Source organism: Enterobacter sp. 237C8 (genome assembly GCF_034106865.1).
Taxonomy (GTDB): Bacteria; Pseudomonadota; Gammaproteobacteria; order Enterobacterales; family Enterobacteriaceae; genus Enterobacter; species Enterobacter asburiae_B.
Genome location: NZ_JAWNDF010000001.1, coordinates 581,715 through 595,729, shown reverse-complemented (window position 1 = coordinate 595,729; position 14,015 = coordinate 581,715). Strand labels below are relative to the sequence as shown.

The following is a 14,015-nucleotide window of genomic DNA, read 5'->3' as shown; positions in this document are numbered from 1 at the left end:
TCGGGTGACGCTGCGTTTACCCGACCTACAACAACCTCACCGCCACGCGGGCGCTTTACCCAGCGCAAACCGCCCCGCCCCTAAAAACGCGACCGCCAGCGAGCCGATAAAGAAGTACACCAGGCTTTCAATCGCCCATGCGCCTACCTTATCGAGGGCGAGCGTTTCCCCCATTCCCACCATCAGCCACGCAACAATCATCGTAAAGGCCAGCACCAGCGCAGCAGGACGCGTAAAGAGCCCGACAATAATCATGATCGGTGCCACCACTTCGCCAACCAACACGCCGTAGGCGATAAATCCCGGCAGCCCTTTTTCCACCAGCATGCCGCTAATAAAGCCCACGCCGCCAAAAAGCTTGTGCAAACCGTGAAAAAGCATCAGCCCGCCGACGGCAAGTCGTAACAAGAGTTTGCCAAGATCGTCGCACGATAGCTTTTCATTAACAGCGATTAACAATGATTTAACCATTTGAAATAATTCCTGTTTTTACCGAGGTAACACCAGATTATGCCGAATAATTGCGCATGAAAAGCACCTTTTAATTGGGGGGATGCGACGGGCAATACGGAGACTTTCTTCTAAGCTTGTAAGCGATATCACAAAAAGGAGACGGACAACCATGAAACAAACCGTGGCTGCATATATAGCGAAAACGCTCGAACAGGCTGGCGTGAAACGTATCTGGGGCGTAACCGGCGATTCCCTGAACGGACTTAGCGACAGCCTCAACAAGATGAAGACTATCGAATGGATGCCCACCCGCCATGAAGAGGTTGCCGCCTTCGCCGCAGGCGCTGAAGCACAGCTTACGGGGGAACTGGCCGTCTGCGCCGGATCGTGCGGTCCCGGCAACCTGCATCTGATCAACGGGCTGTTCGACTGTCACCGCAATCACGTGCCGGTGCTGGCGATTGCCGCCCACATCCCCTCTTCCGAAATCGGCAGCGGCTATTTTCAGGAGACGCATCCGCAGGAGCTGTTCCGTGAATGCAGCCACTATTGCGAGCTGGTTTCATCCCCGGAGCAGATCCCGCAGGTGCTGGCGATCGCCATGCGCAAGGCCGTGCTGAACCGCGGCGTTTCTGTAGTCGTTATCCCGGGCGATGTGGCCCTCAAGGCTGCGCCAGAAGGGGCCAGCACCCACTGGTATCACGCCCCACAGCCGGTGGTGAGGCCTGCGGAAGAGGAGCTGAAAAAGCTGGCTCAGCTGCTGCGTTACTCCAGCAATATCGCCCTGATGTGCGGCAGCGGCTGCGCGGGCGCGCACAAGGAGCTGCTTGAATTTGCGGGTAAGCTTAAGGCCCCTATTGTCCACGCCCTGCGCGGCAAAGAGCACGTCGAGTACGACAACCCCTTTGATGTGGGGATGACCGGTCTGATCGGTTTCTCCAGCGGCTTCCACACCATGATGAACGCCGACACGCTGATCCTGCTCGGCACCCAATTCCCGTATCGCGCGTTCTACCCGACGGATGCCAAAATCATTCAGATTGATATCAACCCGGCCAGCATCGGCGCGCACAGCAAGATCGATATGGCGCTGGTGGGCGACATCAAATCCACGCTTGCCGCCCTGCTGCCGCTGCTTGAAGAAAAAACGGACCGCAAGTTCCTTGATAAGGCCCTGAGCGACTATCGCGACGCCCGCAAGGGGCTGGACGACCTCGCCAAACCGAGCGACAAAGCGATTCACCCGCAGTATCTGGCGCAGCAGATCAGTCATTTCGCGGACGACGACGCCATCTTCACCTGCGACGTGGGCACGCCAACCGTCTGGGCGGCACGCTATCTGAAGATGAACGGCAAGCGTCGCCTGCTCGGCTCGTTCAACCACGGCTCGATGGCCAACGCCATGCCGCAGGCGCTGGGCGCAAAAGCGACGGCCCCGGAGCGTCAGGTGGTGGCGATGTGCGGCGACGGCGGGTTCAGCATGCTGATGGGGGATTTCCTGTCGGTGGTGCAGATGAAGCTCCCGCTGAAAATCGTGGTCTTTAACAACAGCGTGCTGGGCTTCGTGGCGATGGAGATGAAGGCCGGAGGCTATCTCACGGACGGCACCGAGCTGCAAGACACCAACTTCGCACGCATCGCCGAGGCCTGCGGTATCACCGGTATTCGCGTGGAGAAAGCCTCAGAGGTGGATGAAGCCCTGCAGCGCGCATTTTCCATCGACGGCCCGGTGCTGGTGGATGTCGTCGTCGCCAAAGAAGAGCTGGCGATCCCGCCGCAGATCAAGCTTGAACAGGCCAAAGGCTTTAGCCTGTATATGCTGCGCGCCATCATCAGCGGGCGCGGCGACGAGGTGATCGAACTGGCAAAAACCAACTGGCTCAGGTAAAACATCTGGCATCGCCTTTTTAATAATAAGGACATGCCATGATCGATTTACGCAGTGATACCGTAACCCGCCCGAGCCGCGCCATGCTCGAAGAGATGATGGCCGCCCCGGTCGGGGATGACGTCTACGGCGATGACCCAACGGTCAACGAACTGCAGCGTTACGCGGCAGAGCTGAGCGGCAAGGAAGCGGCCCTGTTTCTGCCAACCGGCACGCAGGCTAACCTGGTGGCGCTGCTCAGCCACTGCGAGCGGGGGGAAGAGTATATCGTCGGCCAGGGCGCGCATAACTATCTCTATGAAGCAGGCGGCGCGGCGGTGCTCGGCAGCATTCAGCCGCAGCCGATTGACGCCGCGCCGGACGGCTCCCTGCCGCTCGATAAAGTCGCGGCGAAAATCAAAGCTGACGATATTCACTTCGCCCGCACCCGACTGCTCAGCCTCGAAAACACCCACAACGGCAAAGTGCTGCCGCGCGAATACCTGAAAGCAGCGTGGGAATTCACCCGCGAGCGCCGGCTCGGCCTGCACGTGGACGGCGCGCGCATCTTTAACGCCGTCGTGGAGTATGGCTGCGAGCTGAAAGAGATTGCGCAATACTGCGACTCGTTCACCATCTGCCTCTCAAAAGGGCTGGGCACGCCGGTGGGCTCTCTGCTTGTGGGCGACGCGGACTACATCAAGCGCGCCAACCGCTGGCGTAAAATGACCGGCGGCGGCATGCGTCAGGCGGGTATTCTGGCGGCTGCCGGGCTGTATGCCCTGAAAAATAACGTGGCGCGCCTGAAGGACGATCACGACAACGCCGCGTGGATGGCGGCGCAGCTGCGCGAGATTGGCGCCGACGTGATGCGCCACGACACCAACATGCTGTTCGTACGCGTGGGCGATGACCGCGCCGCCGCGCTGGGTGAGTTTATGAAATCACGTGGCGTGCTGATCAACGCCTCACCCGTCGTGCGCCTGGTCATGCATCTCGACGTGAGCCGCGAACAGCTGGCGGACGTGGTGAAACACTGGCAGGCGTTTTTACAGCGATAAGGAGCATCACGTGCCGCAACGAATTCTGGTGCTCGGCGCCAGCGGGTACATCGGTCAGCATCTTACCGCGGCGTTAAGCCAGCAGGGACACCAGGTGCTGGCAGCGGCACGCAACACCGAACGCCTGCAAAAGCTCAGTTTGCCTGGCGTCACCTGCCACAGCGTTGACCTCAACTGGCCGAAGGAACTTCCCGCCCTGCTGGAAGGGGTCGACACGCTTTACTACCTGGTGCACAGCATGGGCGAAGGCGGGGATTTCATCGCCCACGAGCGGCAGGTGGCGATGAACGTTCGCGACGCCCTGCTGCAAACCCCGGTGAAGCAGGTCATTTTTTTAAGCTCGCTCCAAGCGCCCGAACACGAGCAGTCCGATCACCTGCGCGCCCGCCAGCTGACGGCTGACACCCTGCGCGGGGCGAATATCCCCGTCACCGAACTGCGCGCCGGGATCATCGTCGGCGCAGGCTCCGCCGCCTTCGAAGTGATGCGCGATATGGTTTACAACCTGCCCGTACTCACGCCGCCGCGCTGGGTACGCTCGCGCACCACGCCGATTGCGCTGGAGAATTTACTGCATTATCTGGTGGCCCTGCTGGATCACCCGGCGGAGCAACACCGCGTGCTGGAGGCGGCAGGCTCTGAAGTGCTGAGCTATCAGGAGCAGTTCGAACATTTCATGCGCGTCAGCGGCCGCCGCCGCTGGCTGATCCCCATCCCCTTTCCAACCCGCTGGATTTCGGTGTGGTTTTTGAATGTGATCACCTCGGTGCCGCCGACGATCGCCAAAGCGCTGATCCAGGGGCTCAAACATGATTTACTGGCGGACGATCGCGAACTGCGGGCACTCATTCCCCAGGATCTGATCCGCTTTGATGATGCCGTGCGCAATACGCTGAAAGAGGAAGAGCAGCTGGTGAACTCCAGCGACTGGGGTTACGACGCTCAGGCGTTTGCCCGCTGGCGGCCGGAGTACGGCTATTACCCGAAACAGGCGGGCTGCACGGTGAAAACCCACGCCAGCATGGCCGCGCTGTGGGAGGTGGTGAACCAGATTGGCGGCAAAGACGGTTATTTCTTCGGTAATATCCTGTGGCAAACGCGCGGAGCAATGGATCTGCTGGTGGGGCACAGGCTGGCAAAAGGCCGCCCGGCACGCCCGTATCTTGAGGTGGGCGACGCGGTCGACAGCTGGAAGGTCATCATCGTCGAGCCGGAAAAACAGCTGGCGCTGCTGTTCGGTATGAAAGCCCCGGGGCTGGGCCGGCTCTGCTTTACCCTGAAAGACAAAGGCGATTGTCGTGAACTGGACGTCCTCGCCTGGTGGCATCCCCACGGAATGCCGGGTCTGTTCTACTGGCTGTTGATGATCCCCGCCCACCTGTTTATCTTCCGCGGGATGGCAAAGCGGATTGCGCAACGGGCAGAACAAAAGACGGAAAAGATCTAAATAAAACTCTCTTTCTTTCACCTTTCCCATTGCATAGCGCCGTAATTCACGAAAGAATGCGCACGAAATTCTTTTCAACACAGTGGATTGATATGAAGGTACTGGTTACCGGGGCGACCAGCGGCTTAGGCCGAAATGCGGTCGAATTTCTGCGCAACAAGGGCATCAGCGTCAGGGCTACCGGTCGCAACGAAGCGATGGGAAAACTGCTGCAAAAAATGGGCGCGGAGTTCGTCCATGCTGACCTGACGGAGCTGGTCTCCTCTCAGGCGAAAGTGATGCTCGCCGGTATCGACACGCTGTGGCACTGCTCCAGCTTCACCTCCCCGTGGGGTACCCAGGAAGCCTTCGATCTCGCCAACGTGCGGGCAACCCGCCGTCTGGGCGAATGGGCCGTTGCCTGGGGCGTGCGTAACTTTATTCATATCTCGTCACCTTCACTCTATTTCGACTATCACCACCATCGTGACGTGCAGGAAGATTTCCGTCCCGCTCGCTTTGCCTGCGAGTTTGCCCGCAGCAAGGCGGCCAGCGAAGAGGTGATTGACCTGCTGGCACAGTCGAACCCGCACACCCGTTTTACGGTCTTACGTCCGCAGAGCCTGTTCGGGCCGCACGACAAAGTATTTATTCCGCGCCTCGCGCAGATGATGCACCACTACGGCAGCGTGCTGCTGCCGCGCGGCGGCGATGCGCTGGTGGATATGACCTATTACGAAAACGCCGTTCACGCCATGTGGCTGGCAAGCCAGCCGGACTGCGATAAGCTGATCTCCGGTCGCGCCTACAACATCACGAACGGCGAACCCTGCACGCTGCGCAGCATTGTGCAGCGTTTAATTGACGAGCTGCAGATCGACTGCCGCATCCGTTCAGTCCCTTACCCAATGCTGGATATGATTGCCCGCAGCATGGAGCGTTTTGGCAGTAAATCGGCCAAAGAGCCTGCGCTGACGCATTACGGCGTATCGAAGCTTAACTTTGATTTCACGCTGGATATTTCGCGTGCGGAGAACGAGCTTGGGTACAAACCGATCGTGACGCTGGATGAAGGGATTACGCGTACGGCGGCGTGGCTGCGGGATCACGGGAAGTTGCACCGATAGCCTTAATTCACGGAGAGGGATATCCGAAGGATTACCCCTGCCCGTATTTCTCTAAAAGCGCTTCTGCAATAGCCATCGTTTCCACATCAGCTACGCCGTTCCACAGCTGCGGCCTGAAGTGCATCTGGAACACCATGATGATGCGCTTCTGCTGGGCAGGCGTGCTGTTGTCGGGCACCTCATAACCATAGCGTGCGAGTAAATCCAGCAGCGCTGCGGTGTCTACCGGCTGATAAGGCGGTCGCCCGTTTATATAGAACGCAACGCGCCCGGCATCGGGCCATGCACCAATCCCCTGCTGCGCCAGCTCACGCCACGGGAACAGCGGGCCGGGATCGTCTTTGCGCTGCGGGGCGATGTCCGAATGGGCCACCACGTTTTCAGGCCTGATGTTGTAGCGGGTAATAATGTCTTTGGCGAGCGGAACCAGCGCCGCAATTTGCGCCGGCTCAAACGGTGTAAAATGCTTAACGCCCGACGTTTTTTGCCAGCCACGGTTCTCCAGCTCAATGCCGACAGACGTATCGTTAATCCGGTTGGTGCCGCGCCAGAAGCTGATGCCCGCATGCCAGGCCAGTTCGCTTTCAGGCACCAGCTGCCAGATGCGGGGCTTACCGTCCGGTGCCGGGGGTTTAGCCGGGATCAAATAGTGGGAGCTGACGTTCTTATCCGTCAGCGTGGCCAGCGAGCTGTCAAAGTCATCTGCGGTGTAGTGGATCACCAGCACCTTTATACGCGGGTAAGCCGCCTGCGCCTGATGACGCGTGTCCAGCTCGTAGGCGCCTTTGTCGATAATCCCTTTTTCCGTGGCACACCCTGCCAGCAGCAGCGCCAGCAGGAGCGTTGCAAGCGAACGCGTCATCGGAGGGTTTTCACCGCCGTACCGCTTACGCTCACCATCAGCATGCTGGCATCTTTCCCGACCGTTTCGTAGTCGATATCAATCCCCACAACCGCATCAGCGCCGAGGGCTTCCGCCTGCTCGCCAAGCTCTTTAAAGGCGATTTCACGCGCTTTGCGCAGCTCTTTTTCGTATGCGCCCGAGCGGCCGCCAACGATATCGCGGATACCGGCAAAAAAGTCGCGGAAGATATTGGCGCCGAGAATGGCTTCGCCGGTAACCACACCGCAATACTCGGTTATTGTCTGCCCTTCCAGGGTTGGCGTTGTTGAAAACTGCATGGTTTCTCTCCTTCTTTAGCGTTCAATGCCTTAGGCACAGCATTATCGGTTCGTTACGCTATGATTGAAAGGATAGTTAATAAATAAGGAAATCAACATGCGCTATTCTGCTTTAACACTTTTGGTGCCCTGCGCGCTGGTGCTCAGCGCCTGTACCACCACGGTCACGCCAGCCTTTAAGGATATCGGTACCCGCAGCGGCCCCTGCATTGAGGGCGGCCCGGACGCCGTGGCGCAGCAGTTCTATGATTATCGCATTCAGCACCGCAGCAACGATCTCACCGGCCTGCGCCCGTACCTAAGCGACGGTCTGGCAAAACTGCTTAACGACGCTACCCGCGATCCGCAGCATAACGCCCTGCTGAAATCCGATCCGTTCTCCAGCCGCACCACGCTGCCGGACAGCGCCGAAGTAGCCAGCGCGTCAACCATCCCGAACACGGATGCGCGTAATATTCCGCTGCGCGTTAAGCTGACGCAGGGAACCCAAACCTGGCAGGATGAAGTACTGATGATCCGTGAAGGACAGTGCTGGGCGGTAGACGACGTGCGCTACGTTGGCGGCAGCGTTCATGCCCCGGCAGGCACGCTTCGCCAGTCGATTGAAAATCGCTAAACCCGCCGATACAACCCGGTAACCCCCGTAAAATGTGCGGCATTTCATGCGGAATGCCGACATTTATTCTCGCCGACCTTACCGTTCGCTATTTTGTGCTATGTTTAAGAGGAAACACGGGTTATATTTAACTTTTAACGCATAAATATTGCATAACTATTCTGTCAACGGTACTATCTGCGGCCTCAATTGCTATAGATTGCCTGGATGAGTAAAGACTGCCCCGATGAGTATTAAACTAAACGGCATTAACTGCTTCTACGGCGCACACCAGGCGCTGTTTGACATCACGCTGAACTGCCCGGAAGGCGAAACGCTGGTTTTGCTTGGCCCAAGCGGTGCAGGCAAAAGCTCCCTTCTGCGCGTCCTTAATCTGCTTGAAATGCCCCGTTCAGGTACGCTGGCAATTGCCGGTAACCATTTTGACTTCGCGAAAACGCCGTCTGATAAAGCGATTCGCGAACTGCGTCAAAACGTCGGCATGGTCTTCCAGCAATACAATCTCTGGCCGCATCTGACCGTCCTGCAAAACCTGATTGAAGCGCCGTGCCGCGTGCTGGGGTTAAGCAAGGAGCAGGCGATCGCGCGCGCTGAAAAGCTGCTGGATCGTCTGCGCCTTAAGCCTTACAGCGACCGCTATCCGCTGCACCTTTCCGGTGGCCAGCAGCAGCGCGTAGCCATTGCCCGCGCGCTGATGATGGAGCCTGCGGTATTGCTGTTTGATGAGCCAACCGCGGCGCTGGACCCGGAAATTACCGCCCAGATCGTCAGCATCATTCGCGAGCTGGCGGAAACCAATATTACGCAGGTTATCGTCACCCACGAAGTGGAAGTGGCGCGTAAAACCGCCAGCCGTGTGGTCTACATGGAAAACGGGTATATCGTTGAGCAAGGTGATGCGAGCTGCTTCGCGAACCCGCAAACCGATGCCTTCAAAAACTATTTATCTCATTGATTGTGTCAGGGGAAATATAATGAAAAAAGTATTACTTGCCGTGCTGCTTGCTGGCGTTACCCTTTCCGCTACCGCAGCTCAGACCATTCGTTTCGCCACGGAAGCCTCTTACCCTCCGTTTGAGTCCATTGATGCGAACAACAAAATTGTTGGCTTCGACGTGGACCTGGCTAACGCCCTGTGTAAAGAGATCGACGCGACCTGTACCTTCAGCAACCAGGCGTTCGACAGCCTGATCCCAAGCCTGAAGTTCCGCCGTATCGACGCCGTGATGGCCGGTATGGACATCACCCCGGAGCGTGAAAAGCAGGTTCTGTTCTCTACGCCTTACTACGACAACTCCGCCCTGTTCATTGGTCAGAAAGGGAAATTCACCTCTGTCGATCAGCTGAAAGGCAAAAAAGTTGGCGTGCAGAACGGCACCACGCACCAGAAATTCATCATGGATAAACATCCGGAAATCACTACCGTTCCGTATGACAGCTACCAGAACGCGAAGCTGGATCTGCAAAATGGCCGTATCGACGGCGTATTTGGTGATACCGCGGTCGTAACCGAGTGGCTGAAAGCCAACGATAAACTGGCGCCAGTGGGCGACAAAGTGACCGATAAGGATTACTTCGGTACCGGTCTGGGGATTGCCGTTCGTCAGGGCAACACTGAGCTGCAGCAGAAATTCAACGCTGCGCTGGAAAAAGTGAAGAAAGACGGCACCTACGAAACCATCTACAAAAAATGGTTCCAGAAGTAATTCCTGATGAATGAAATTTTTCCTTTAGCAAGCGCCGCCGGGATGACCGTCGGCCTTGCCGTTTGCGCACTGATTATCGGCCTCGTGCTGGCGATGTTCTTTGCGGTGTGGGAATCCGCGAAATGGTTCCCCGTCGCCTGGACAGGCTCCGCGCTGGTCACCGTGCTGCGTGGGCTTCCGGAAATTCTGGTGGTCCTGTTTATCTATTTCGGCTCCTCACAGCTGCTGCTGACGCTGTCGGACGGTTTTACGATCAATCTTGGCTTTGCGCAGATCCCGGTGCAGATGCAGATTGAAAACTTCGACGTCAGCCCGTTCCTGTGCGGCGTGATTGCCCTCTCCCTGCTCTACTCCGCGTACGCGTCGCAAACCCTGCGCGGTGCGCTGAAAGCCGTGCCGCAGGGTCAGTGGGAGTCGGGTCAGGCGTTAGGCCTGTCGAAATCAGCGATCTTCTTCCGTCTGGTCATGCCGCAGATGTGGCGCCATGCCCTGCCGGGCCTCGGCAACCAGTGGCTGGTGCTGCTGAAAGATACCGCGCTGGTGAGCCTGATCAGCGTTAACGATTTGATGCTGCAAACTAAAAGCATCGCCACCCGTACCCAGGAGCCTTTTACCTGGTACATTGTGGCGGCGGCTATCTACCTGGTGATCACGTTGCTCAGTCAGTACATCCTCAAGCGTATTGACCTGCGTGCGACGCGCTTTGAACGGAGACCAGGCTGATGCTTGAATATTTCCCCGAGCTGATGAAAGGGCTGCACACCAGCCTGACGCTGACCGTGGCGTCCATTATCGTGGCGCTGATCCTGGCCCTTATCTTCACCATCATCCTGACGCTGAAAACGCCGGTGCTGGTGTGGATTGTGCGCGGCTACATCACCCTGTTTACCGGTACGCCGCTGCTGGTGCAGATCTTCCTGATTTACTACGGCCCGGGCCAGTTCCCGTCGCTGCAGGAGTATCCGGTTATCTGGCATCTGCTTTCTGAACCGTGGCTGTGTGCCCTGATTGCCCTTTCGCTGAACAGTGCGGCCTATACCACCCAGCTGTTCTACGGCGCGATCCGCGCCATTCCGGAAGGACAATGGCAGTCCTGCGGAGCGCTGGGCATGAGCAAGAAAGACACGCTGGCGATCCTGCTGCCGTACGCCTTTAAGCGCGCGCTCTCCTCTTACTCCAACGAAGTGGTGCTGGTGTTCAAAAGTACCTCTCTGGCCTACACCATCACCCTGATGGAGGTGATGGGTCACGGACAGCTGCTCTATGGGCGCACCTATGACGTGATGGTGTTCGGTGCGGCAGGCGTGGTCTATCTGGTGGTTAACGGCCTGTTGACGCTGATGATGCGCCTGATCGAGCGTAAAGCGCTGGCGTTTGAGCGCAGATCGTAGGCCGGGTAAGCGCAGCGCCGCCCGGCAAGAAGTGCATAAATGTGATTAATCAATGCGGGTAACTTTCTGGTTATCCGCTTTTTTTTGCCATAAAAATAATACTTAATCATTTTTATTGCATATAAATTCATTAAATGGCATTGTACATCCATGCCGCAGACACGGCGCATAAATAAGACAGACGGGAGTATTACAATGAAAAAGTTAGTTCTGGCCGCATTACTCGCCACCTTCGCCGCTGGCGCATCCGCAGCTGATAAAATCAATTTTGGCGTGTCCGCCACCTATCCGCCGTTCGAATCGCTGGATGCCAGCAACCAGATCGTGGGCTTCGACATTGACCTGGCGAAAGCGCTGTGCAAACAAATGCAGGCCGACTGCACCTTTACCAACCATGCCTTCGACAGCCTGATCCCGTCGCTGAAATTCAAAAAATACGACGCGGTGATCTCCGGGATGGACATCACGCCTGAGCGCAGCAAGCAGGTTGCGTTTACCGACCCGTACTACGCCAACTCGGCGGTCGTGATTGCGAAGAAAGGCGCCTATACCTCTTTCGATCAGTTGAAAGGCAAACGCATCGGGATGGAAAACGGCACCACGCACCAGAAATACCTCCAGGACAAACATCCTGAAGTGAAAACCGTGGCCTATGACAGCTACCAGAACGCGATTATCGACCTGAAAAATGGCCGTATCGACGGCGTGTTCGGCGATACCGCCGTGGTGAACGAATGGCTGAAAACCAATCCGCAGCTGGGCACCGCAACCGAGAAAGTGACCGATCCGCAGTACTTCGGCACGGGTCTGGGCATCGCGGTACGTCCGGATAACAAGGCTCTGCTGGAAAAACTGAACGGCGCGCTGAAAGCGATTAAAGCGGACGGTACGTACCAGAAAATCAGCGAGCAGTGGTTCCCGCAGTAAGATTTTTTTGCCGGGTGGCCCGGCCTACGGGGGTGGTAGTCTGTAGGCCGGGTAAGGCGAAGCCGCCACCCGGCACTCTCTCACAGTGGCACAAAGAACCTGAACCGCGCCCCGCTCACCGACTCCATCAGCCTGATCCCACCGCCGTGCAGCTCCAGCATACGTTTCACGATTAACAGCCCCAGCCCGCCGCGATTCTCCCGCGATGCCTGGGTGTTCAACGCCGATGGCCGCTGGAACAGATCGTCGCGCAGCGAGGCATCTACGCCCGTTCCGCTGTCAGCCACTTCGACCTGAAGCCGTTCATTCTCCTGCCAGACCGCCAGACGAATTTCCCCGCCAGATGGCGTATGGCGCATCGCGTTATCGAGCAGGTTGGTCACCACGCGTTCGATCATCGACACGTCGGCGTTAATCAGCGGCAGCGGTCCCGGCACGTCAATATGCAGATTCACTTCGCGCGTGCGGGCGGTGAGCTCAAACTTCTGCGCCACGTCGGAAATCAGCTCCCCCATCGCGAAACGCTCGCGCTGCGGCTTAATGCCGCCGTGCTCAAGGCGCGCCAGCTCGAACAGCTGCTGCGATAGATGACGGACTTTTTGCCCCTGACGCAGCGCGGTGGCGAGATACTGCTGGTGCTCCTGCGGCGTCAGCGTGGCGGATTTTAGCGACAGGGTTTCCAGATAGCCCAGCAGCGAGGTCAGCGGCGTACGGAGATCGTGCGAAATGTTGGCGATAAACTCCCGGCGCTGGCGATCGCTGTCGGCCAGCTGGTCCCACTGGCGGGTGATTTTGCGTGCCAGCTCGATAAAGCTGTTGCGCAGGATCGCCACTTCATCTCTGGCCGCCGCGTCCAACGGCTGCGCCGCCAGCTGTCTGATAGCGCTGATGCTGTCCTGCTCCAGCCCGGCGACCTCCACCGTCAGCTGTTTTACCGGGCGCGTGACCCAGTACCAGACCAGTAAACCTGCCAGCAGGCCAAACAGCGCGACCCACAGCAATGACCACAGCACCGTGCTCCACAGCGCCTTATGCCAGGCCATTTCCGCCAGGGCGTTTGACTCCTCGCCCTGCAAAATAATGTACAGATAGCCTTTTAGCTCGCCGTCCTGCCGCAGCGGCGTGGCGCTAAAGACCTTTTTATTTTGACTGCGAGGATCGTCGCCCAGGACCGGTATGGCGGTACCGCTCAGGAAGGTCTGAACCGGGGCCAGATCGATTTTTTGCCGCTGAATGTGGCCCGGCGGTGCGGCATCGGCCAGGATATCGCCGTCCGGGGAGACAACGTACAGCTCAACGCTCGGATTAAAGGTCATCAGCCGATCGAACAGCGGCTTGAGCGCCGTTCGGTCGACCCTGCCCTGCGCGTCCAGAATCGGTTCACGCAGGACTATCTGCTGTGCCAGCCCGCCCGACAGCCGCTGCACCATCGCGTTGCCGTACTGCGTACTGGTGTAGAGCTGTACCGCACAGGCGACGGTGGCGCAGAGCATCATCAGCAGGATAAACAGCAGCGTCAGGCGCTGGCCCAGGCTAAAGCGGCGCATCATGATTTGGCTCCGCAAATTTATAGCCCTTGCCCCAGACGGTGCGAATAATCTCCGGCTCGGCGGCGTCCTTCTCAATCTTGATGCGCAGGCGGTTGATATGGGTGTTAACGGTGTGCTCATAGCCTTCGTGCTGATAGCCCCAGACCTGCTCCAGCAGCGCCAGACGCGAAAAGACCTCGCCAGGATGACGGGCAAAGAAGTACAGCAGCTCGAATTCGCGCGGGGTGAGATCCACCACCTGGCCGTGAAGCAGCACGCTGCGCGCCAGCGGATCGATGGTCAGACCGTGGGCCTGAATTTGACCGTCGGTTTGCGCCTGCCCCATCGCCTGCTGGCGGCGGAAAAGCGCTTTGATGCGCGCAATGAGTTCCTGCACCGAGAACGGCTTCGCCAGATAATCATCGGCGCCGGTTTCCAGCCCGGTAATGCGGTCGGTCTCGCTGCTGCGGGCGCTGATGATGATCACCGGCAGGTAGCGCGTCATCTGACGGATGCGGCGGCAAATCTCCAGACCGTCAACGCTGGGCAGCATCAGGTCAAGGATCACCGCATCCCACGGCTGTTTTTCAAGACGCAGTAAGGCCTTGCCCCCGTCGGGCTCGTGGGTAATGGCGTAGCCTTCGTCTTCTAAATTGAGTCGCAGAAGCGCCGCGATATCGTGGTCGTCTTCCACCAGCAGGATCTGCTTCATGGGTAAGCCTTTATTCAT

The 14,015-nt window shown here is 58.1% G+C and carries 15 protein-coding genes; 10 read left to right on the top strand and 5 right to left on the bottom strand.

What is annotated here, in order from left to right; translation table 11 throughout:
* Positions 1-36 precede the first annotated feature (36 nt).
* Complete coding sequence (locus USF70_RS02910; protein ID WP_320735253.1) at positions 37-471, bottom strand: DoxX family protein; 435 nt, start codon at positions 469-471, stop codon at positions 37-39.
* A gap of 151 nt (positions 472-622) precedes the next feature.
* On the opposite strand from USF70_RS02910, the gene poxB reads away from it, so the two are divergent.
* The 4 genes from poxB to USF70_RS02890 all read left to right on the top strand — a co-directional run bounded on the left by poxB (position 623) and on the right by USF70_RS02890 (position 5,934).
* A complete protein-coding gene (poxB, locus tag USF70_RS02905; protein WP_320735252.1) occupies positions 623-2,341 on the top strand; it encodes a ubiquinone-dependent pyruvate dehydrogenase in 1,719 nt (572 codons plus the stop codon).
* A gap of 38 nt (positions 2,342-2,379) precedes the next feature.
* Positions 2,380-3,381, top strand: coding sequence for a low-specificity L-threonine aldolase (ltaE, locus tag USF70_RS02900; RefSeq protein WP_033145067.1), 1,002 nt, complete (start codon positions 2,380-2,382; stop codon positions 3,379-3,381).
* A 10-nt stretch (positions 3,382-3,391) separates the two neighbouring features.
* The gene (locus tag USF70_RS02895; RefSeq protein ID WP_320735251.1) at positions 3,392-4,828 is read left to right on the top strand and encodes an SDR family oxidoreductase; all 1,437 of its coding nucleotides are present in this window, start codon (positions 3,392-3,394) and stop codon (positions 4,826-4,828) included.
* Between the two features lie 92 nt (positions 4,829-4,920).
* Positions 4,921-5,934 carry an NAD-dependent epimerase/dehydratase family protein gene (locus USF70_RS02890; RefSeq protein ID WP_045354430.1) on the top strand — a complete coding sequence of 338 codons (1,014 nt, stop codon included), beginning with the start codon at positions 4,921-4,923 and terminating at the stop codon, positions 5,932-5,934.
* A 31-nt stretch (positions 5,935-5,965) separates the two neighbouring features.
* On the opposite strand, the gene USF70_RS02885 is transcribed toward USF70_RS02890, so the two are convergent.
* Positions 5,966-6,796, bottom strand: a complete 831-nt coding sequence (locus USF70_RS02885; protein WP_224978675.1) for an N-acetylmuramoyl-L-alanine amidase — start codon at positions 6,794-6,796, stop codon at positions 5,966-5,968.
* Entirely contained in the window at positions 6,793-7,116 is a 324-nt protein-coding gene (locus tag USF70_RS02880; protein ID WP_023310944.1) for a heavy metal-binding domain-containing protein, read from the bottom strand. The genes USF70_RS02885 and USF70_RS02880 overlap by 4 nt, the downstream gene beginning before the upstream one ends.
* 97 nt (positions 7,117-7,213) lie before the next feature.
* On the opposite strand from USF70_RS02880, the gene USF70_RS02875 reads away from it, so the two are divergent.
* The 6 genes from USF70_RS02875 (at position 7,214) to artJ (ending at position 11,756) form a co-directional block, all read left to right on the top strand.
* Positions 7,214-7,732, top strand: coding sequence for a lipoprotein (locus tag USF70_RS02875; protein WP_023310943.1), 519 nt, complete (start codon positions 7,214-7,216; stop codon positions 7,730-7,732).
* Positions 7,733-7,958: 226 nt separating this feature from the next.
* Positions 7,959-8,687, top strand: a complete 729-nt coding sequence (artP, locus tag USF70_RS02870; protein ID WP_148242699.1) for an arginine ABC transporter ATP-binding protein ArtP — start codon at positions 7,959-7,961, stop codon at positions 8,685-8,687.
* A 19-nt stretch (positions 8,688-8,706) separates the two neighbouring features.
* The gene (gene artI, locus USF70_RS02865) at positions 8,707-9,438 is read left to right on the top strand and encodes an arginine ABC transporter substrate-binding protein ArtI (RefSeq protein ID WP_033145049.1); all 732 of its coding nucleotides are present in this window, start codon (positions 8,707-8,709) and stop codon (positions 9,436-9,438) included.
* Between the two features lie 6 nt (positions 9,439-9,444).
* Entirely contained in the window at positions 9,445-10,161 is a 717-nt protein-coding gene (artQ, locus tag USF70_RS02860; protein WP_023310941.1) for an arginine ABC transporter permease ArtQ, read from the top strand.
* Positions 10,161-10,829 (top strand): arginine ABC transporter permease ArtM, encoded by a 669-nt coding sequence (gene artM, locus USF70_RS02855; RefSeq protein WP_033145048.1) that lies wholly within the window; start codon positions 10,161-10,163, stop codon positions 10,827-10,829. The genes artQ and artM overlap by 1 nt, the downstream gene beginning before the upstream one ends.
* 195 nt (positions 10,830-11,024) lie before the next feature.
* Positions 11,025-11,756, top strand: a complete 732-nt coding sequence (artJ, locus tag USF70_RS02850; RefSeq protein WP_021240923.1) for an arginine ABC transporter substrate-binding protein ArtJ — start codon at positions 11,025-11,027, stop codon at positions 11,754-11,756.
* Between the two features lie 80 nt (positions 11,757-11,836).
* On the opposite strand, the gene USF70_RS02845 is transcribed toward artJ, so the two are convergent.
* Both USF70_RS02845 and USF70_RS02840 read right to left on the bottom strand, forming a co-directional pair.
* Entirely contained in the window at positions 11,837-13,306 is a 1,470-nt protein-coding gene (locus USF70_RS02845) for an ATP-binding protein (protein WP_039261494.1), read from the bottom strand.
* Positions 13,290-13,997, bottom strand: a complete 708-nt coding sequence (locus USF70_RS02840) for a response regulator transcription factor (RefSeq protein ID WP_033145045.1) — start codon at positions 13,995-13,997, stop codon at positions 13,290-13,292. Before USF70_RS02840 ends, USF70_RS02845 begins: the two co-directional genes overlap by 17 nt.
* Between the last annotated feature and the right edge of the window lie 18 nt (positions 13,998-14,015).

Coding starts and splice junctions, on each gene's coding strand:
- artJ (WP_021240923.1), top strand. CDS start 11,025: ATGAAAAAGTTAGTTCTGGCCGCATTACTCGCCACCTTCGCCGCTGGC.
- poxB (WP_320735252.1), top strand. CDS start 623: ATGAAACAAACCGTGGCTGCATATATAGCGAAAACGCTCGAACAGGCT.
- artP (WP_148242699.1), top strand. CDS start 7,959: ATGAGTATTAAACTAAACGGCATTAACTGCTTCTACGGCGCACACCAG.
- USF70_RS02880 (WP_023310944.1), bottom strand. CDS start 7,116: ATGCAGTTTTCAACAACGCCAACCCTGGAAGGGCAGACAATAACCGAG.
- USF70_RS02890 (WP_045354430.1), top strand. CDS start 4,921: ATGAAGGTACTGGTTACCGGGGCGACCAGCGGCTTAGGCCGAAATGCG.
- ltaE (WP_033145067.1), top strand. CDS start 2,380: ATGATCGATTTACGCAGTGATACCGTAACCCGCCCGAGCCGCGCCATG.
- USF70_RS02840 (WP_033145045.1), bottom strand. CDS start 13,997: ATGAAGCAGATCCTGCTGGTGGAAGACGACCACGATATCGCGGCGCTT.
- USF70_RS02910 (WP_320735253.1), bottom strand. CDS start 471: ATGGTTAAATCATTGTTAATCGCTGTTAATGAAAAGCTATCGTGCGAC.
- artQ (WP_023310941.1), top strand. CDS start 9,445: ATGAATGAAATTTTTCCTTTAGCAAGCGCCGCCGGGATGACCGTCGGC.
- USF70_RS02885 (WP_224978675.1), bottom strand. CDS start 6,796: ATGACGCGTTCGCTTGCAACGCTCCTGCTGGCGCTGCTGCTGGCAGGG.
- USF70_RS02875 (WP_023310943.1), top strand. CDS start 7,214: ATGCGCTATTCTGCTTTAACACTTTTGGTGCCCTGCGCGCTGGTGCTC.
- artM (WP_033145048.1), top strand. CDS start 10,161: ATGCTTGAATATTTCCCCGAGCTGATGAAAGGGCTGCACACCAGCCTG.
- artI (WP_033145049.1), top strand. CDS start 8,707: ATGAAAAAAGTATTACTTGCCGTGCTGCTTGCTGGCGTTACCCTTTCC.
- USF70_RS02845 (WP_039261494.1), bottom strand. CDS start 13,306: ATGATGCGCCGCTTTAGCCTGGGCCAGCGCCTGACGCTGCTGTTTATC.